Source organism: Microbulbifer maximicatervae (SeqCode), assembly GCF_052467825.1.
On the sequence record NZ_CP174327.1, the window covers coordinates 2,112,011 to 2,132,057 of the forward strand.

14 protein-coding genes are annotated in these 20,047 nt (G+C 50.7%); 2 read left to right on the forward strand and 12 right to left on the reverse strand.

Annotated features, from left to right (window positions below):
* Nucleotides 1-18 precede the first annotated feature (18 nt).
* The 8 genes from ACJJII_RS09395 to ACJJII_RS09430 form a co-directional block, all read right to left on the reverse strand.
* Complete coding sequence (locus ACJJII_RS09395) at nucleotides 19-1,383, reverse strand: YHYH protein (RefSeq protein ID WP_444895229.1); 1,365 nt, start codon at nucleotides 1,381-1,383, stop codon at nucleotides 19-21.
* A 442-nt stretch (nucleotides 1,384-1,825) separates the two neighbouring features.
* Nucleotides 1,826-3,136, reverse strand: a complete 1,311-nt coding sequence (locus ACJJII_RS09400) for a YHYH protein (RefSeq protein ID WP_444918960.1) — start codon at nucleotides 3,134-3,136, stop codon at nucleotides 1,826-1,828.
* 203 nt (nucleotides 3,137-3,339) lie between these two features.
* Nucleotides 3,340-4,722: an MATE family efflux transporter gene (locus tag ACJJII_RS09405; protein WP_444918961.1), complete on the reverse strand. Its 1,383-nt coding sequence runs from the start codon at nucleotides 4,720-4,722 to the stop codon at nucleotides 3,340-3,342.
* Between the two features lie 123 nt (nucleotides 4,723-4,845).
* Complete coding sequence (rimI, locus tag ACJJII_RS09410; RefSeq protein WP_444918962.1) at nucleotides 4,846-5,322, reverse strand: ribosomal protein S18-alanine N-acetyltransferase; 477 nt, start codon at nucleotides 5,320-5,322, stop codon at nucleotides 4,846-4,848.
* Entirely contained in the window at nucleotides 5,319-6,107 is a 789-nt protein-coding gene (locus ACJJII_RS09415) for a uracil-DNA glycosylase family protein (RefSeq protein ID WP_444895225.1), read from the reverse strand. The genes rimI and ACJJII_RS09415 overlap by 4 nt, the downstream gene beginning before the upstream one ends.
* Nucleotides 6,108-7,643 carry a 2-isopropylmalate synthase gene (locus ACJJII_RS09420; RefSeq protein ID WP_444918963.1) on the reverse strand — a complete coding sequence of 512 codons (1,536 nt, stop codon included), beginning with the start codon at nucleotides 7,641-7,643 and terminating at the stop codon, nucleotides 6,108-6,110.
* Between the two features lie 382 nt (nucleotides 7,644-8,025).
* Nucleotides 8,026-8,505 (reverse strand): MarR family winged helix-turn-helix transcriptional regulator, encoded by a 480-nt coding sequence (locus ACJJII_RS09425; protein ID WP_444918964.1) that lies wholly within the window; start codon nucleotides 8,503-8,505, stop codon nucleotides 8,026-8,028.
* Nucleotides 8,505-8,984, reverse strand: a complete 480-nt coding sequence (locus ACJJII_RS09430; protein ID WP_444918965.1) for a glutathione peroxidase — start codon at nucleotides 8,982-8,984, stop codon at nucleotides 8,505-8,507. Before ACJJII_RS09430 ends, ACJJII_RS09425 begins: the two co-directional genes overlap by 1 nt.
* Before the next feature lie 171 nt (nucleotides 8,985-9,155).
* On the opposite strand from ACJJII_RS09430, the gene ACJJII_RS09435 reads away from it, so the two are divergent.
* Nucleotides 9,156-11,087, forward strand: a complete 1,932-nt coding sequence (locus ACJJII_RS09435) for a cytochrome c/FTR1 family iron permease (protein ID WP_444918966.1) — start codon at nucleotides 9,156-9,158, stop codon at nucleotides 11,085-11,087.
* A gap of 57 nt (nucleotides 11,088-11,144) precedes the next feature.
* Here the strand turns inward: ACJJII_RS09435 and ACJJII_RS09440 are convergent, their stop codons facing one another.
* The 4 genes from ACJJII_RS09440 to ACJJII_RS09455 form a co-directional block, all read right to left on the reverse strand.
* The gene (locus tag ACJJII_RS09440) at nucleotides 11,145-12,968 is read right to left on the reverse strand and encodes an MFS transporter (protein ID WP_444918967.1); all 1,824 of its coding nucleotides are present in this window, start codon (nucleotides 12,966-12,968) and stop codon (nucleotides 11,145-11,147) included.
* Nucleotides 12,969-13,141: 173 nt separating this feature from the next.
* Nucleotides 13,142-15,028: an MFS transporter gene (locus ACJJII_RS09445; RefSeq protein ID WP_444918968.1), complete on the reverse strand. Its 1,887-nt coding sequence runs from the start codon at nucleotides 15,026-15,028 to the stop codon at nucleotides 13,142-13,144.
* Between the two features lie 169 nt (nucleotides 15,029-15,197).
* Nucleotides 15,198-17,261, reverse strand: a complete 2,064-nt coding sequence (locus ACJJII_RS09450) for a M13 family metallopeptidase (RefSeq protein WP_444918969.1) — start codon at nucleotides 17,259-17,261, stop codon at nucleotides 15,198-15,200.
* A 154-nt stretch (nucleotides 17,262-17,415) separates the two neighbouring features.
* Nucleotides 17,416-18,630: a TonB family protein gene (locus ACJJII_RS09455; RefSeq protein ID WP_444918970.1), complete on the reverse strand. Its 1,215-nt coding sequence runs from the start codon at nucleotides 18,628-18,630 to the stop codon at nucleotides 17,416-17,418.
* 345 nt (nucleotides 18,631-18,975) lie between these two features.
* Here ACJJII_RS09455 and ACJJII_RS09460 point away from each other — a divergent pair, with 345 nt between their 5' ends.
* Nucleotides 18,976-19,686, forward strand: a complete 711-nt coding sequence (locus ACJJII_RS09460; RefSeq protein ID WP_413664353.1) for a Crp/Fnr family transcriptional regulator — start codon at nucleotides 18,976-18,978, stop codon at nucleotides 19,684-19,686.
* Nucleotides 19,687-20,047 lie beyond the last annotated feature (361 nt).

The following is a 20,047-nucleotide window of genomic DNA, read 5'->3' on the forward strand; positions in this document are numbered from 1 at the left end:
TCAATTTATCTTTATTGGTTACCGCCCCACGGTTGTTGAGCATCGGCTGACAACAGTTTGGTCATCCAATTTTCCGTAAAAGCGCGGTCCAAAAGTGAAGGGAAAGGCGGGGATTAATTGTCCATCGCTATCGACAGTGACGGTAAGATGATAATGGTATCCTCGCTCATCATCCGAATGGCCATTGTACTGATCTAAATAGACTCCACCTTGAGCTGTAAGTTCTTCGTCCCAATAATAATCTTCGTAGAAAAAACCAGCAGCTGTTTCAAATTCATTTCCGGACGCGGAGGTATATGAATCACTTGTAGTTGGGCCAGTATTAGAAGTAGTTTCCACGCCTTGGGAAATATCATATTCATCGATTAATAAGCAGCTGCGCTCGCCGGCGACACCACAACCGCTTTCGGATGAGGCATCATCATAATCTCGAACAGCCCAACTACTTTCCGCTAATTCACCCTCACTTTCCCAAGGGCCATAAATTGCATAGCCGTCGGCGGTGTAGCCATAAATTGGAGAGTGGTCGTCACCAATATCGCCGACCATCTCTGCGAGGCATTCACTGTAAAAATGGTGGTGATAATCACCGTTTGCTGCGTGACCACCGCAAATATCAACGTCGTAGACTTCAGCTAGGGGGGCGAGTGTATGCCATGTATTATCAACACTCATCCCGTCACTCCATTGATAAATAGAGGTTCCATTTACCCAGTAGCCCTGTACCCCTAAACCAGTTTCACAACTGTCAGTTGCAGGTTCAGGTTCAACGGGAAAATAGCCAACATGGGAAACATTTTCAGGACAGACAGGCCCCGGTGGCCAAAAGCCATAACCAGCTTCTGCACCACAGGACGAATTACTTTTATATCCAATGTCCTGCCCAAAACTGACAATATCGCCAACGCTGACATAGGGGCTGCCGGTTAAAAAGTCAGAGGATGCTTTTGGACGTTCCAGGAGTGCATCGAGAACAGTTTGCGTAATTTCGATAGTGTAATTTGGAATGCCAGTTGCTGATACAACAGTGTATTCTTTACCGTCGACAGTTTCAGATTCAACGCTCTGAACATTTACTAGTACTTGTTCATTGCTGTTACTTTCATAGATATAGGGTGCGCGCTCATCATCAGTATTTAGAATCCAAACCCCGCTATCGGTGCTCGAGTCTGAGCTGTCACTATCATCTGATGAATCGTCATCGTCATTATCGTCACCGGAATCTGAGCCGCTGTCGCTAGTATCTTCAGATGACGAATCTGAATCAGATGAAGAGCTGCCGCCTCCACCGCATGCCTGGAGTACGCCTGAAAGCAATACCAGAGATATTACATAAGGCAAAATGGACTTTCGGTCCGTGTCAAAAATTTCCGTTAATTTCATAGCACACCGTGAATTAGATGGGGGTTAATCCAGAAATTAGCGGATAAAAGTGGAGAAAATGTGGATAAATATTAACCTAATTTGCAAAGGGTTAAATTGGCTCTCTATTTCTGCCTAGTTTGTGCGTAAGTTCAAAAGGATAGCTTTTCTTTTGGCATCAACAGTTAAAAAGTTATTTGCTGGAAAATTACTTATCTCGTTAATGACTTTCTTTGTATTTAATTTAAATAAAATATTATTCTTTCGATATTTTTTTTGACTAAAAGGTCTAGTAGTTGGCTGGCTGTATCTAGTGAAGCCAGCTACTGAAAGCAGAGGCCTGGATTCTGAGACTGTATTTGGGAGAGTCGCCAGTCTGGAAGCTTTAACCGGTTCCAGGCTGGCGTGGGGCTTTATCAATGATTTATAGGTGATATAGGTAAGCTGTTTTCTGCTGGCCTAGCTACATGGGCGGTGGTCCAGGGGGAAAACCTCCGCCGACTTCATCGGAGCAAACATTCACAATTGTCTGGTCATCGAGTTTGCCGTAAAAGCGGGGCCCAAAAGTATAGGGGAATGATGGTGTCAGCTGCCCTTCACCATTCAGTTCTACCGTTAGGTGGTAGTGATAACCACGCTCGCTGTCACTGTGCCCATTGTATTGATCCAGATAAGCGCCCTCCTGATTGGTCAAATTGGAGTCCCAGTAATAGTCTTCGTAAAAAAAACCGCTGGTGGTTTGAAAAAGGTTGCCTGATAGGGACGTAAAAGTATCGCTGGTACTGGGGCCGGATTGGGCAAGTGTATTTGTGCCCTGTGATAAATCGTATTCATCTACCAGTAAACAACTGCGCTCACCGGCAATCCCGCAGCCGCTGGTAGAGTCGGCATCGTCATAGTCTCTAGTGACCCAGCTACTTACTACAAGTACACCATCGGCCTCCCAAGGGCCATAAATGGGATAGCCATCAGCGGTAAACCCGTAGACGGGGGAGTGGCTATCTCCAGTGTCTCCAACCAAGTCGGCCAGGCAATCGCTGTAGAAGTGGTGGTGATAGTCTCCCCGAGCAGCGTGTCCACCACAGATATCAACATCGTACATCTCAGCGACCGGTGCCAGAGTATGCCAGGTACCATTCACGGACTGTCCATCGCTCCACTGGTAGATAGAGGTGCCGTTGACCCAATAGCCCTGTGGTCCGAGTCCACTTTCACAAGCTTCTTCTGAGACCTCTGGCTCAGTTGGAAAATAGCTGTTGTGGGAAACATTTTCTGGGCAGACAGGGCCCGGCGGCCAGAATCCAAAACCCGCTTCGGCGTAGCAGGTATGTGGATTGCTGCTAAAGCCGATATCCTGACCAAAACTCACGATATCGCCAATTTGTACCGTGGGGCTGCCGTAGACAAAGTCGGTGCTCGCCTTGGGGCGATTGATTAGCTCGTCGTAGATAGCGGTGGTGATTTCAATTTCATAATCCGGGATGCCGGATGCAGTGACTTGAGTGTATTCCCTGCCGTCGACAGTGACGGTTTCGATGCTTTGTACATTGACCAGGACCTGCTCATTACTATTGCTTTCGTAGATGTAAGGCGCCCGTTCATCGTCGGTATTTAGCACCCAGGGGCTGCTGTCATCGCCAGTATCGTCATCTGATGGGGGTGGATCTGAATCGTCATTGTCGCACCCTGTTAAAGGTGCACAGACCAGAAGTATTGTCAGTGCGCTGATTAATAGGGTGCTGGTTTGAAGGGGGGAAATCTCCTGAAGCCTCATCGAATCACCATCCATGTTTCGCAGTAAGAGAAGAAGGCGGGCTATGCTGCTGTCTGCCGGGGTTTGGAGGAATTTGAAGTTATCGGCAAAAATGGCAAGTAATGTGTACGCTGCCCGTTAAGGCACTGATTTCCTTGTGTTGTGTTTTTAGGGGGGGGGGATAGATATGGGCCCAATCAGGAGTGATTCGGCCCATAGATTGATCAGTTGGTTGACAGCTCGGGGCTGGATGTTGTCTCTGCCGTGCGCTGGTGCGTATCGCGGCGCAGCCACCACCAGGAAACAAAGCCGAGAATCAGGTTGGATGCTGCTGTAGCGACAAACAGGCCGGTCATGCCCCACAGGCTGTTTCCAATCCAGGCCAGGGGTAGGTATAGGCCCAGTACCCGCAGGAAAGAAATGACAGTTGCAGGCAGCGGTTTCCCGAGTCCATTGAATGCGGCATTTGCAGACATCACAAAGCCGTACCCGGCATAGCTGAGAGGTACCAGGGTCAGGTAGGCAACAGCGACGGCGAGAACTTCGGTGGAATCACTGAACAGACTTACGATAGGTTCTGCAACAAAGTAGAGAAGCACAGCCAGCCCAACTCCAAATACCAGGCAGAATTTTGCCAGTACGCTCACGGTTTCCTGCAGGCGGTCGGTCTTTTCCGCCCCGGCGTTCTGTCCCATAAAAGGGCCGACCACAGAGGAAAGTGCGTAAAATACAATGAGTGCCAGGGGTTCTACTCGGAGTGCGACTCCCAGGCCCGCGACGGCGTCTTCGCCGTGCACGGCAACGAGTGCAACGACAACACCTCCCGATACGGGAATAATGACATTGGTGAGCACAGCGGGAAGCCCGACAGCTAACACTTTGCGCCAGGATTCGAGTAGGCCGCTCAGCCGCCATTGTGGGGCTGTCATTAGGTGTTCTTTTTTGATGATGAAGTAAAGTGCAGCAATAAAGCTCAGGGCGCGCACGATAATCGTAGCGATAGCTGCTCCCTGGAGTTCAAGTCGGGGAAAGCCGAAAAGCCCAAAAATCAAAATGGGGTCGAGAATCAGGTTCAGTAGGGCTACCGCCACCATAATACGGCCGGTTACCGCGCTGTTACCAATGGCGCGAAGAGCAGCGAGCGCGACGGTCGGGACAATGACAAAGATGGTTCCCAGATACCAGGGGATCATGTAATCGGCAATAAGCGGAAGCATATCGGGACCGGCGCCCAGCAGCTCAAATAGAGGGCGCATGGTGGCCAGGCCGACTGCAGTAATCACAACAGCAATCAGCAGTGCCAGTACAGATGCGTCAGTTACCAGGCGGCGAACGTTCTTTATATCCCCTGCGCCGTAAACCCGGGCCACAGCCGAAGAAGTACCTGCGCCGAGACCGATAGCAAAGCTGTTTATGGCCATCACTACCGGGAAGGTGAAACTCATCGCCGCCAGGGGGCCATCGCCCAGCTGGGAGACAAAATAGGTATCGGCGATATTAAAGGACATGGCGGCGAGAATTCCCCAGACCATGGGTAGTGCCAGTCTCTGTAAGTGACTGGAAACTGAACCTTCCAGCAGTGATGGGCTGCTTTTTGATAGAGACATGTATAACTCTTGTCAATCCAACGAGGGGGTTGGGAAGTCGGGAATAGTGTTACAGAGCAGGAGTGGTTGCCTGCCGTTCAAGGCCTTGTCGGTAAGGCGGGAATTCCGAATGAGAGGCTCATTCTACGACTGAGTGTCATTCAGAGCGAGACTCATGAGTACGGCGTCCTCGCGCATGCCGTTTTGCGCGGGGTAATAATTTTTGCGTATCCCGTCTTCAGAGAAACCCAGTTTGCGATAGAGGGAGCGCGCAGCGAGATTGGATACCCGCACCTCGAGCAAAACTCGTTCAATTTCGCTGGGCAATTCCGTTTTCACGCTGTTTAGTAGTGCCTCGGCGAGGCCCTGTCGGCGTCGCGCTGGGGATACGGCAATGTCCAGGATTTCTGCCTGGTCAAATAGGCTACTGATCACGCAACAGGCGATAATGTCATCGCCTTGGATCAGGACCCAGCAGTAGTGGCCGGCGCTGAGACTCTGCTGGTATTGGGCTTCACTCCACGGATGACTATGGGCACTTTTTGCCAGCTGGGCCAGAGATGCACAGTCGTCGGCATCGGCGGAGCGCAACTGTAGCTCAGTGTAATTTAAATAGGTCATTCTGCGCGGGTTTCAGTCGGGTAACTAGTGCGCAACAGGTTCCACAGGGGGCGTTTTAGTTCGGGGGCTCGCAGTAGTTGCGAGAGGCTGGGCATACTAATTAAGCGGGCCTTCTGCCATTCGACAACCTGGCTTTCCAATGGGATCGGAGTGCAAAAGTCTTGAGCTTCACTGCCCATCAGCCAGATGGATTTAACCGGCATACGGGAATAAGAGGCCTCCAACCAGCTGGAGAATGTATCGCGAGCCTGTGAGGCGTCTTCGGCAGGACCAAAGCGATTTTCTGTTAAAGGCCATTGCAGGCGCTCCTGTTGCCGGGGGAGCTGGTGCCAGTGCAAGGCGCGGAGAATATTGTTGAACAGGGCTTCCAGGGGAAGAGCTGCACCGGGCTCGTGGCTGTCCACGGCCAGGAGTTCCTCCCCAATACGCCAGCAGTTCAAAACAAAAGGTTTAACACTTTGCTGGGGGGGGGCAACAGGAGCCGGTGTCACTGCCACCGTCTCTTGTGGGCGTTTTGTCTGGTCGGTGAGAGCGCTTATTTCATCTAGCACACGGGCGTTGCGCTCCGGACTCTGTACCGGTTGGGTGATTATCTGATCTGCTGAGTGGGGTAGCGGGTTTTGAGCTATTCCACTTGCAACCAGAGGCTGCTGAGTCCCAGCAGCCTCTTCGGCGGGAGGCAGTTCGGCCTGGCGAGGATCGGGTGCGAGCGGCAATACGAATCGGGGCACATAGCTTGGAACCCCAAGTACTGATAAATATTCCGCTCGCTGAAGCTCGTTCACTTATACGCCCTGTTTCTTACTCTCACTGCTGGCGAGCAAGTTTAACGCATCCATGTAGGCTTGTGCTGAGGCAATCAGGATATCTGTATCTGCGCCAACGCCGTTGACCAGGCGGCCGTCTTTTTCCAGGCGCACTGTAACGGACCCTTGGGAGTCTGTTCCTTGGGTGACCGCATTTACAGAATAAAGTTTTAAGTCGGCGCCGCTGTTTACCAGCTGTTCAATAGCTTTGAAGGTGGCATCTACGGGGCCGCCTCCGCTGGCTTCAGTCTGTCGGGGCTCTCCGTCAATGGTGAGGCTGACAAAGGCCTGGGGGGCTGAGCCGATTTTGGTGCGCACATCCAGGTCACTGAGTTGGAATCGCTCTACCGGTGACTCGCCTCCGCTCACCAGAGAGTGCAAATCTTCGTCAAAGATCTCATGCTTCTTATCGGCGAGGTCTTTAAAGCGGGCAAATACCTGCTGGAATTCTTCGGTATCGGAGAAATCTACCCCCAGCTCTTCGTAACGGGCGCGGACGGCAGCCCGGCCGGAGTGTTTACCGAGAACCAAGCGGTTTTGACCCCAGCCGACATCTTCTGCGCGCATGATTTCGTAGGTCTCGCGGTGTTTCAGAACACCGTCCTGGTGAATGCCGGACTCATGGGCAAAGGCATTAGCGCCGACAATGGCCTTGTTGGGCTGTACCGGGAAGCCGGTAATCGACGACACCATTCTCGAAGTGGGCACGATGTGGCTGGTATCCAGCCCTGTTTCTACCGGGTAGAGATCCTGGCGGGTTTGTACCGCCATAACGATTTCTTCCAAGGAGGCATTACCGGCGCGCTCTCCCAAGCCATTGATGGTGCATTCCACTTGGCGCACACCGTTCATCACGGCCGACAGGGAGTTGGCAACGGCGAGGCCCAGGTCGTTGTGACAGTGGGTCGAAAAGATGGCTTTGTCGGAGTTGGGAACGTTTTCGATAACGCGGCGGAACATAGCCCCATATTCTTCCGGCTCTCCGTAACCAACGGTGTCGGGAATATTGATAGTGCCGGCTCCTGCTGCAATAACCGCTTCGATGATGCGATACATAAATTCCGGCTCGGAGCGGCTGCCATCCTCAAGGGAGAATTCCACATCGTCGGTAAAGTTGCGCGCTGTTTGAACCGCTTTCACTGCCTGCTGCAACACCGCTTTCGGTTCCATTTGCAGCTTGTATTTCATATGGATTGGAGAAGTGGCAATAAATGTGTGGATACGCGAGGCGTTAGCATTTTTCAGGGCTTCGCCAGCGCGCACGATATCGGCATTGACCGCTCGGGCAAGGCTGCAAACCCGTGATTCGCTAACGGCTTCAGCGACGGCCTTGACCGACTCGAAGTCCCCGGGACTGGCAATCGCGAATCCAGCCTCAATGACATCGACACGCATTCTCTCGAGCATGCGGGCGATACGAATTTTTTCCTCTCTCGTCATAGAGGCGCCAGGGCTCTGCTCACCATCGCGCAGAGTGGTATCAAAAATGACTAACTTATCTTTTTTAGTGCTCATTTTCGTTTGTTCTCCTTATTTGCTTTGAGGCTAAACAGGGGGCCTTGCCGCTGTCTATGCATCGCTCAAATAAAGTTTGGAATTCTGTTGGGGGTGGGGGGGAGAAAAATTATATGCCGCGCAGGGGCAGTCGTAGCGAGAAAGCTAGGGCAAGAAAAGACTGGCGCTGAGTGATAAATGGAGTCTTCATATACAACAGTTTCCGCATTAGGTCGGATTCAGGGCATTATGAAGCGGAATCAACCGGAAGGTCAATGCATATCCTAATATTGGCGTATTATTTTCTGTTTTTGTTATATTTTTTTCGTTCGGGGCTGTTTTTTAGTGTTTATATCCTGTTTTTGAAGGGCTGCCCCACTGAGGGTTTCAATGGGGTCTGCTATTAAGGGGTGGTATCGGTCAATTTATGCAGAAACTGCCACAAGTCTCCGTGTAGTTGCTCTACCTCGCTGCGGCTGATACGGCTGTTGTCCAGCTGTGCTGTCACCCACTCTCTGGCTCTTGGTTTAAGGGTAAGGCCTTCCTCTGTCACAGTGATCAGGGTAATCCGTTCATCCAGATTGCTGCGGCGACGCTTGACCAGGCCGTTTTGCTCCATCCGCTTAAGCAGCGGGGTCAAGGTGCCGGAATCCAGCATCAGCCTCTGCCCCAGTGCACTGACGCTCTGCTCTTCTTCCGATGGCGCCTTGGTGTTGGCCCACTCCCACAGAACCATTAAAACCAAATATTGCGGATAGGTGATCCCCAATTCCTTTAGCATCGGCTGGTAGGCGCGGGTCATGGCTCGGGATGCGGCGTAGAGGGCAAAACATAGCTGGCGGTTCAGTGCCAGCTCGCCGGAATCGTCATCACAGACAACCATCAGAGCATACGCTCGATTTCTGTCTCCAGGGATGCCGGTGCATCCTTTGGCGCGTAGCGTTTAACATTCTCGCCATTCTTACCGATCAAGAACTTAGTGAAATTCCACTTAATGCCCTCGGTTCCCAATAGGCCCGGCGCACGTTTCTTGAGTTCCACAAAGAGCGGGTGAGCTTCATCGCCATTGACGTCCAGCTTGGCGTAGACGGGGAAGCTGACTCCGAAGTTCAGTTCACAAAACTCCTGAATTTCCTCATCGCTACCGGGTTCCTGCTTGCCAAATTGATTGCAGGGAAAGCCCAGGACGGTAAATCCACGGTCTTTGTATTTTTTATATAAATCCTCCAGGCCCGCGTATTGCTTGGTGAAGCCACACTTACTGGCCGTGTTAACAACTAGCACCACCTTGTCTTTGTAATCGACAAGAGTGGTCTTTTGCCCATCAGCGGTTTGCACGGGAATTGAGTAGAGATCGGTCATAGGGAGAGCCTCGACGGTTTGTATTTTGCTAAATTTAGTTGTGCACAATCTTTTTTGCAACCGCTTTATTTGGGAGTAGCCCTTTTGCAGGCTTTATTGTGAGAATGATTACCAATTATATTATGCGCCAGATTGATAAAACCCTTTTGCAATAACAGTAAAGGATTCTCCATGCGCCTCACCTTACACTTGGCCCGCCTGCTAGTGGCGCTACTGGCCATTACGGTTCTACCCATCCAAGCCCAGGCCTCCGGTCTATCAGAGCAGGAATTGCGCCAGCTGATGCAGATGGCAGAGTACATCGGTGTGGATTATCCGGAAGCGGTGGCAGATGGGGAGATCATTAGTGACGATGAGTTTGCAGAGATGCAGGAGTTCGCCTCGGTACTGATCGATCGCGGCGCACAACTGCAAGAGTCGCCCGAAGCGGCGATGATCCGCACCGAGGCGGATGCGCTGCAAGCGGCGATTCTCCGCAAGGCCAGTGTGCAGGAAGTGCAAGCGCATACCGCCAAGTTGCGTCAGGGGCTACTGTCTATCGCCCCCGCGCTATCTTTGCCCACTGCATTGCTGAATGTGGATGAGAGTCGCGCTATCTACCAGGCGCAGTGTGTTACCTGCCATGGTATCGAGGGTAGAGGGGATGGCCCCTTAGCGGTACAGTTGGAGCCGGCGCCTACAAACTTCTACGAGTTGGAGCGCGCTGAAAATCGCTCCCTGCTGGGCCTTTACGATGCTATCAGTAACGGTATCGATGGCACTGCAATGACCGCCTTCAAAAACCTGAATGAGCAGCAGCGCTGGTCCCTGGCATTTTATGTTGGCGGCCTGGCTTTCCAAGGTGAAGTGGGGGAGGGTGATGGCGTTGAGCCGAGCTTGCAGGATATCGTGATGTACAGCCCCAATGAGCTGCAGAGTGATCGCCCGGAACTGTCCGGCGCGGCAGTTGCTTCCCTGCGTGCCGACCCCACACCCTTCTTTGCTGGTGAGGAGAGCCTCGGTAGCCAGCCGATTGAGATAGCCCGTGCGCAACTGGAAAAGTCCTTGGTGGCCTACCAGGAAGGTAACTACGATCACGCTCGCACCCTGGCTATTAGTGCCTACCTGGATGGTTTTGAGATGGCGGAGAGCTCTCTGGATTCCCTCGACGCCGATCTGCGTAAAGCCACTGAACGGGAGCTGCTCGGGCTGCGCAGTCAGCTGAATGCCGATAGTAACCCCGAGCAAGTCGGGGCTCAGGTACAGGTAATTCTTGAGCAACTGGGGCGCGCCGAATCTTTAATGCAGGAGACAACTCTCTCTGCGGGTGCACTATTTATTGCCAGCTTGGTGATTCTTCTGCGCGAAGGTCTCGAGGCGCTACTGGTAGTGATTGCACTGACAACGATTCTGGTAAAAACCGGTCGTCGCGATGCGTTGAAATTTGTTCACTTCGGTTGGATCAGCGCCGCGGTCGCAGGTGTTGTTACTTGGGTTGCCGCACAGAGTTTGGTTTCCATCAGTGGCGCCAGCCGGGAAGTTATGGAAGGGGTCGCAGCGCTTCTGGCCGCAGTTGTGCTCTTCTATGTGGGTTTCTGGATGCACAGTAAGACCCAGGCGGATCAGTGGCAGCAATATATCCAGAACAGCATTAACCGCAGCCTTAGCGCTGGCGCCCTGTGGGGCATCGCCGGTCTCGCATTTGTCGCTGTGTACCGCGAAATTTTTGAAACCATCCTGTTCTACCAGGCCCTATTGGTGCAAACAGCTTCCAGCCAGTACAGCGCCCTATGGGGTGGCCTCGCTGCCGGTGCGATATCGCTGGTTGTGTTGGGCGTTGCCTTTGTGCGCTTCTCTGCTCGCTTGCCTATAGGCAAGTTCTTCTCCATGACGACCTATTTACTGTTGGCGTTGTCATTTGTTCTTGCGGGCAAGGCAGTCGCGGCACTGCAAGAAGCGGCGTGGATTGCGATTTCCCCGCTGCCGGTAAATCTCAGCTTCGACTGGTTGGGTATCTATCCGACTTGGCAAGGTGTTGGTGTTCAGGGGGCAATACTGGTTGTCGCTCTGTGGTTGCTACTGAAAGGCGGCCGCTCGGATTCCAGTTCCGCTAAAGCGGCCTAAATGGCTTTCGGGTACCCGCAACTCTGTGGGTACCCTATTTTTAATAGCCGCCCCTCTTTATTCGGCACCCTTCAGGTTATCGAATAGCAGTTCTGGAGAAATTTCTGCAAGCGGTATTGGGCTGCCAACCTGTACTGTTGTCTTTAGGTTTCGTTTATAGCTAAACGAACCTTGGATCGATAGAGGGATAAGTGGCAATGATGCGCTTTGAAAATTTTCCTTGAGCAGAGTGACAAGCTCTGTAATTTCTTTCCTGCTGCTTTCTTCAATCAGGATGCACAGAAGATCCCTGTTTGCCTCTGCCTTATGAATCGCATTGTGCTTTCTCTTGAGCTCCGAAGCTTCGATTTCATAGTAGTTTTTGGGGAAATAGTCACTTTTGCGTAAAAGTGCGTGAAGCCTAGGGCTGTTAGTAATGGCGTCGCTGGGGATAAAGCGAACCTTGCGTTGCGTTGCCCCGCTAACAATAAATGGGGTTAGCAGGTTAGAGTAGCGGGCAATTAGAAGTGCTGAACCTTCGCTAGGGATTTGCTCAGTCCCCTCGTATTTCGTGCGCCTGGGCAGGATATAGATAAGCCAAGAAAGGGTGTCAAATAACATTTCCGGCATTCGAAAAAGCAGGAGTACTAAAAGAGCGAAATTTAGTACGGCCAGCAGGGTAAATACCTGGGGAATTGTCATTCCCACAGGCCCGAGTAGCCCAATAATAGAAAAAGAAATAATGACTACAAATACGGCATTAAGGACATTATTTACAGAGATAACCTGCGCGCGAATTTGTTCTGCTGTTCTTTCCTGAATAATAGTGTATAGCGGTACGATAAAAATACCGCCGGCAACGCCAATGAAAGTCGTGATAAATAAGATGGTCAGTCCACCATCACTCTGTAGAAATTGGCTAAGGGATGCGTTGGAGAGCATTTGATAGTTTCCCGATAGGATGCCCAACCAAAGTCCCGCCACCGTCATTCCCAGCCCGCCGGCTGCCACCAAGCCCAGTTCAATACGCCCGCGAGACAAGCTCTCACACATTAGTGAGCCTATAGCAACGCCAACAGTTAGGCAGCAGAGTAGAATCGTGATTATTGGTTCACTGGCGCCAAGCACATTTCTTACAAAGCTGGGAACCTGGGTTAGGTATGCCGTGCTAAATAACCAGAACCAGGAGTTTGCAATAATTGCGTAAAAAACGGTGGGTGTTTTAATCACTTCCCGCATAATTCTCAGCGTTTGGCTGATGGGGTTCCAATCTATTTTTAAATTGGGGGCTGAGGAAGGAGCCGGAGGGATTGCCCTACTGGCGAGATAGCCTAGTACGGCGACAGTGACCATCACCAAGCTCAGATATAACAGCCCAGGTTTTCCCTGGCCCACATCACCGGCTAGGAGGGTGCCGACAATTGTTCCAACGAGTACTCCGGAAAAGGATGCAACTTGGGCTAAACCATTTCCTCCAAGCAATTCTGATTGCTTTAGGTGCTGAGGTAAGATGGCATATCTGACAGGGCTAAAGAAAGCTGTGTGGGTGGCAAAAAGTATCAATACAATGAAACTTAAAACTCGGTCATCAGTGAGTAGCGCAATGGCCCCGAGGATACCGATTAGTATTTCGGCGGCTTTAATAATTCTTATGACTCGACCCTTTTCATACTTGTCAGCTAATTGTCCAGCGGCGAGTGAAAATAGAAAATACGGTATGACATAAAGGCTACTGGCGAGATTAATTAGTGTATTGGCTTCTGCTTTGGCTAAATGAAATGCCAGTATGACTAGTAGGGAGTTTTTAAACAGGTTGTCATTAAAAACGCTGCTTAATAGTGAGAGAAACAGTGGCATAAAGCGGCGACTGGCGAGGAGCTTGAACTGGTTGCTTTGAGCCATGGTTAGGCCTTCGTCCCTGTGCCGCCCTTAGCAGCTATGTATTTCTATTCTCGCTATCAGAATAGGTGATCGGAATGATTTAAGGAGGGGCTGGCATCGTGAGGGAGGAGAAGAATTTATGTGCCTACCAGTGAAGTAGGCACATATCCTTGTTGGTCAAGAAAAAGGAGAGGCTAGCGTTTCTCTCCGCGCAAGCCCAGCACTTGGCGGTATAGAGCCTCTGCCTTGGCACCGGCTGCTTCGACAGGCCTGCCGGCAACGACGCTCACCCGCGACCAAAAACGCTTGGGCAATGTAGTGAAGGCATGACCGCCTTTATGACTGAAAAAGCTTCCCCAGAGACCTTGGAGGGCCATAGGGATTACAGGGACAGGGGTTCTCTCCAGAATTTTTTCTATGCCTGCTTTAAATGGCTGTAGTTCTCCGTCTTTCGTCAACTGACCTTCGGGGAATATGCAGAGAAGATCTCCATCTTTTAGCCCGTCCTCAATGGCTTGAAAAGCCTGCTCATACCCTTCAGGGTCTTTCTGCTTGGAGCAAATTGGAATTGCCCTGCCTGTTTTGAAGACGAAGTGCAAAATTGGAATTTCATAAATGGGCTTGTACATAATAAAGCGGATAGGACGGCGGACAGCGCCGGCGAGTAATAGTGCGTCGACATAACTCACATGATTGCAAGCGATTAGGGCTGGTCCCTCTGTGGGTATCTGTTCAAGCCCTTGGTGCTTTACCCGGTACATGGTGTGGGAAAGGGCCCAGATCAAAAAGCGCATAGCAAATTCTGGCACTTTGGCGAACACAAAAATGGCGACCGCCGCATTCATAAGTGCAATGACAAGAAAGAACTGCGGTATGGTCGCGTCCAGCATATTGAGGAATAGAATTCCAAGTAGCGCTGAAGCCACCATAAAGAGAGCGTTCAAAATATTGTTTACGGAGATAATTTGTGCACGAATTGCCGGGTCGGATCGATCCTGGATCATGGTGTACAGAGGAACGATGTAAAGACCCCCAAACATCCCCAATAGTACCAGACAACTGAGAAGAGAGTATGCACCATCGGTACTTAGAAATGCGGTAAAGCTGGCTTCATGGAGTTCTGCAAAGTTTCCCCCGACAATACCCAGGGCGATACCACTTATGGTGAGTCCAGCAGCACCAACAGGCACTAGGCCAAGTTCAATAAATCCACTGGAGAGGCGCTCGCAGATTAAGGACCCAATGGCAATACCAATGGTAAAACTGCACAGCAGTAATGTAACCACTGATTCACTGCCACCTAGGACATTCTTGGTAAAACTGGGAATTTGTGTCAGATAGGCCGCCCCCATTAACCAAAACCAAGATATTCCAATAATGGAGTAGAAAATTGAGGGAGTATTCGCGCTGGCACGGAGTATTTTATGGGTTTGAGTAATGGGGTTAGGGTTTATTTTGAGATTGGGTGTGGGGGCTGGCGCTGCGGGGATTGAGCGGCTGGCCAGATATCCCAGGGTAGCTGCGCCCATAATTACCAGGCCTAAGTAGAGAATTCCCTGTTGCCCATGGCCTGTGAGGCCTGCGAGTAGGCTACCGACAATTGTTCCCGTTAAAATGGCCACAAATGTCCCCATTTCCACCAGAGCATTGCCCCCTATCAGTTCGGAACGCTTCAAGTGTTGAGGGATAATCGCGTACTTCACCGGGCCAAAAAAGGCGGACTGTATGCCCAAGAGAAAGAGCACAGTTAAACAGAGTGCGTTGCTTCCGCTAAAAAGGGCGAAAACACCTAGTGCACCGATAGCGATCTCTCCTAGCTTAATCCAGCGTATTAATCTCCCCTTGTCGTATTTGTCCGCGATCTGGCCGGCGGAGGCAGAAAATAAGAAAAAGGGAAGAATAAACAAACCAGCAGCCAGGTTAATTAGTGCGTTTGCTTCACTTTCCACCAGGCGAAAGGCGATCATGACAATTAGGGCGTTTTTATAAACATTGTCATTGAAGGCGCCCAGGAATTGGGTGCTGAAGAACGGCAAAAAGCGGCGGCTAGTGAGAAGATGAAACTGAGACTGGTTAGCCATTGGCAACTCTCTTCTTATTTAAGTGAGCTAATGGTAAGTCATACTGCCGATGGGAGGTATCCCCGTGATAGAGGGTAAATTGGTACGCTAGATTAGGGGTTGTTGGGGGAGAGGTAGAATTGGTTGAAGGGAAACCCGGCCGCGTGGGCGGCCAGGTGAGGGTACCGGTTTACCAGACAGTTACCCTTTCCTCTTCAGGCAGGTACATACCGTCGCCTTCCTTAATATCGAATGCTTCGTAGAAGGCATCGATATTTGGTAGTACGCCTTTCACACGATATTCAGCGGGAGAGTGACTATCTACCTTCAAACGTCCACTGAGGGCTTTATCGCGCATCTTGCTGCGCCACACCTGAGCCCAGCCCATAAACACCCTCTGATCGCCGGTAAAGCCGTCAATAACAGGTGCCTCTTCTCCATCTAGAGACATTTTATAAGCTTTATAGGCAATTCCCAGGCCTGATAAATCGCCGATATTCTCGCCCAGGGTCAGCTCGCCGTTGATGTGTTCACCCTCAAGCGGCTCGTAGGCGTTGTACTGGGATACGAGCTTGCTGGTCAGCTGCTCAAAATTGTTACGGTCGGAGTCGGTCCACCAGTTGTTGAGATAGCCGCGTCCATCAAATTTACTGCCTTTATCATCGAACCCGTGTCCAATCTCGTGGCCGATTACACCGCCGATACCGCCGTAGTTGACTGCATCATCCGCATTCATATTAAAGAATGGTGGTTGCAGAATCGCTGCAGGGAATACGATTTCATTCATGGCTGGGTTGTAGTAAGCATTCACAGTCTGTGGGCTCATGCCCCACTCATCGCGATCAATCGGCTTGCCCAGCTTATTGCGATCGTAAGAGGACTCAAACAAGTTAGCTGCCAGAACGTTGCCGATCAGGTCATCGGATTTAACTGTCAAGTTACTGTAGTCACGCCACTTGTCTGGGTAGCCGATTTTGGTGGAAAAATTGCTTAGCTTAAACAGAGCCTGCTTTTTGGTATCTTCGCCCATCCACTCGAGGGATTCGATGGATTCCCGGTAGGCGGCCTTCAGATTGTCCACAAGTACAACCATTCGCTCTTTAGCTTCAGGCGGGAAGTGCTTTTCTACGTAGCGCTTACCGACCAGCTCGCCTACAGAACCATTGACGAATTGCACGCCGCGCTTCCAGCGGGGTTCCATTTGTTCAATACCGTGAACGGTGGTGCCGTAGAAGTCGAAGCGCAGTTGTGCGATTTCGTCATGCATGTAGGGCGCCATTGCATTAAGCACTTTGACCTTCAGGTAGCGCTTCCAGGTTGCCAGCTCAGTATTGGCAATAATCTCATTGGCCGCTTCCAGGTATTCAGGCTGGCCGACAATAAAACTATCTGCTTTCTTCAATTGGGCTTTGGCTAGGTAGCTGTCCCAATCTACAACGGGCATTAGCTCTTTAAGTTCAGCAACAGTTTTCTTGTTGTAGTACTTTTCCGGGTCCCGGTTATCAACGCGGCTGCGATGGTGTTTTGCCAAACTCTCCTCAAGTTTGAAGATCTTGTTGGCAAAGTCTTCAGCCTCTTTAAGTCCTGCGAGGCCTTGAAGGTCAGCGAGGTAGGTTACATAGGCTTCGCGGAGTTTCTTACTCTTCTCAGTGTCCTCGAAGTAGTAGTCGCGATCAGGGAGTCCAAGGCCTGCCTGCCACAGGAAAGTCATGTAGTTTTCTACTTGCTTCAGGTCCTGCCAGATGCTTCCGCTAAATGGTACATCGTAGCCGACGGTATCCGCATAGGCGAAGAAATCGGTAAGACCCTTGCGGTTTTTAATTGCATCGACTTTGGCGAGTTCGCCGGAAACCGCGGAGAGCCCTTTTTTCTCGATCAGCTTTTTATCCATAAAGCTGTTGTAGAGATCTCCAATTTGCTTGGCATCGGCGCTCTTGGCTCCCTGGCTGGCTTCCATAATCAGAGCTTTGACTTGCTCGGTACTTTGATCTCTCAGAATAGAGAAACCACCCCAGCGGGACTTGTCCGCAGGGATTTCAGTATTCTTCAGCCAAGTGCCGTTTACATAAGCAAAGAAGTCGTCTTGAGGCCGTACACTGGTATCCATAGCGCCCAGGTCGATACCCGAGGAAAGCTGAACCTGCTCAGCGGTAGCTTTACTACCGGTGGAGTGGTCGTGAGCGACAGCAAACAGAGGGAACTGGGCTCCCGCCAGGGTACCGGCAATAGCGAGTGGTAATAGTAACTTTTTCATTTTTGCTCTTTTGGCTGAATATCCGCCGAGCATACTAAAAGCAGGGGGTGAGCTGGGGCAAGAGGGCTGCGCCTAGCCGGGGATAAGTTGCGTTGGAGTGAGTTTAACCAAAAGCCCCGCATCGCGGGGCTTTTGGTACAAGTTGAGTAGCTATTTAATCTGGCAGGCGGAAAGTGATAGGGATAGAAAAGTTATAAGTATCTGTACCTAGCTGCGCAGGGACTCCAGGGTAGGGTCCAGCTCTGCGTACGGCAGCTTGGGCCTCCCGGTTAAGGCTGGCATGACGGGATTCCTGTACCGGTTGGATATCTTGTACCTGGCCTTGAGAATCAATAGTCACATTGAGGCGTACACTGCCTTCATGGCCCCGCTCTTGGGCTCGTTTGGGGTAGCGAATGTAGCGAAACGTGTGACGCAGCAAGCTGGAGTGGAAGATCTGGCGTGCCAGAATCATATCAGCCGTCAGGGGAGCCTCTTCCTCCTCTTCCATCATATCTTCGGCATCTGCAGCCAGGAGCGGGCCATCCTCAGGAGGTACCGTAATAAGCTCAATCTCTTCCTCAGCTTGTGCTGGAGCGGCCCCTTCCGGTTGCGGTCCCTGTTCACTGCCCCCTTGAATACTATCGGCCCCAGTTACAACCGCTGCTGCGGGAGCGGTTGCGGCTAGGGCCAGAGTTGGGGGCGGAAGATCAGCAATTTCAATAGCCGGTTTAGGTTTAGTGGCTTCAGTTGGTGCCTCTTCGGCGGCAATGGCCTCTTCCTGGCTTATTTGCTTGAGTTGTAATTCGGCAATTCTCTCACTTGTTGGGGCCAGGGACTCGAATGTAGTTACCAGGCTACCTGACACTTGGCCGGCGGAGAGCAACCCATCTTTAAAGTCAGTAGAGGGAGGAACAGAACCAATCCAGGCTCGTAGCAAGGTATTGAAGAAGTCGGGGTCAGCAATCTCTCCAAGCCGAATGCTGTTAAGGGAGATTGTTGTTGAGCCGGTATCGGCGGCGAACTCAATACTTAATTGATCACCGTTAGCAAAGCGCCCCTTAAACAGATTGGCAAAGGTCACCATGTTTTCTGCCTGACTGCTGAGCGTATCTCCGCGGTTGTTAATCGCAATGGCTTCCATCCATTGATTGCGGAGTCGTCGTGCCGGCAGACTTTTGGTGATAACACGAACCTCCAAGCGCCGAGGAATATTGTTATCGAGTAGTGTGCTGGAATCCCGGGTTAGGTTTTCCGAGTATATTGCAGCGATATAAATGTCTTTATTAAATTGTTTTTCTAGTGCAAGACCGTTTAAAAGTGGTGCAGCTTTCGCAGTGAGAGCAAATGTAAACACCCAAAAAGAGAGGACAATTTTTATCGATTTCATTGTTCTACGGTGTCTCAGTAGCAGGAGCAAAATGTTCCGCTAAGTAAGAATTCAGGGGCCCCAACCCCAATGCACACAAGTCAGATTAAAAAGTGCGCGCCCAAAGCTTGTGAGAGTACAATGTACTACTCACTACACCTAACTCTACTGTAACTGGAACGGAGTTCAAGCCTGATAAGGTCAGACTGTCCTCATTCGCCCAAGATAAAGGGTTGGTAAGGAAACGATTGTCACACTTAGAAACAGGTGTGCTAGGTCGATATCGTTTAGAATGGCACTTTGCAGAGTGGCTTAGGCCACTCTTTTCAGGAAAATGGAATAGTTTTCACTAAATTTGAATTGTGCATGGAAATTAAACCTCTAAGCGAGTATCCACGGGATGCTGTGGATCGTCTTCTCAATGTCATCCATCTATTTCGGGATATTCGTGCCTCGAGTGAGTGGCAATACGATGTATTGCTAAAGCGCTCCCGGCTGGTCAGCCTTCAGTCGGGTGAACAGCTGCTGCGTGCAGGGGATGTGGATCAATGGGTCTACTTCTTGTTACGCGGTGAGTTACATGTGAAGGTGAATAGTCCCGCAGCTGAGGAGGCTCCGGGAAATGAACGTCCTTTGGCGGTAATACGTCCAGGTGAGTTATTTGGTGATTTGTCGATGCTATTGGCGGAGCCCCGCAGTGCCGATGTATTTGCCGCGAATAATAGCCAGGATACTCAGGTTCTAGGCGTTGATTGTACGCTGTTTGGTGACCTGGAAGACTTATCACTTTTACAGTTGCCAGCAAAACTGGTTTTCTATCGCAATATGGTGCATTCATTGCGTTGGAAACTGGAGGTCTATAGATCCAAGTATCCGGGGCATCAGTTGGCGAATAGCCATAGAAAGCTGAAACTTTATACGGGACCCAAAAATAGCCGGGAAGAGTTAATTGCCTTAGCGGAACAGGCGAAAGCTTTGGCTCAAATTCTGCTCGACTGGAATGCGGAGTTTGGTTCTGGTGAGCTGGTTGATGATGAATCCGACATGCTTGGATTTCTGGAATCTATGCTGTCGTAAAGATTTCCCGTTCAAACCAAGGGCGAGAGAATTATTTTCTCGCTCCTGACTGCTCTCCCTCCTCTTTGTACTTATTTTTATTGGCACATGTGTACACCTTTCTTAAGGTGGGACTATCTGCTGATTCCAGTCTAAATTTGTAGATCACTCGGATATTTCATTTGCCCGACATTAACCACGTATTTATTGACAGAATTCGAGTAGGACACAGCGGAGCTTTTTATAAGTCGCTGTGATTGTGTAAAAATCGCTTAGCTTCAGTTGTTATCGCAGATCCCTTCGATTGGATTTAAGACCCGCTTTTGCGATGGCGCATCATTGCCCAACAGGTTTAGAAAGTTATGAATGTATTGGCATCAAT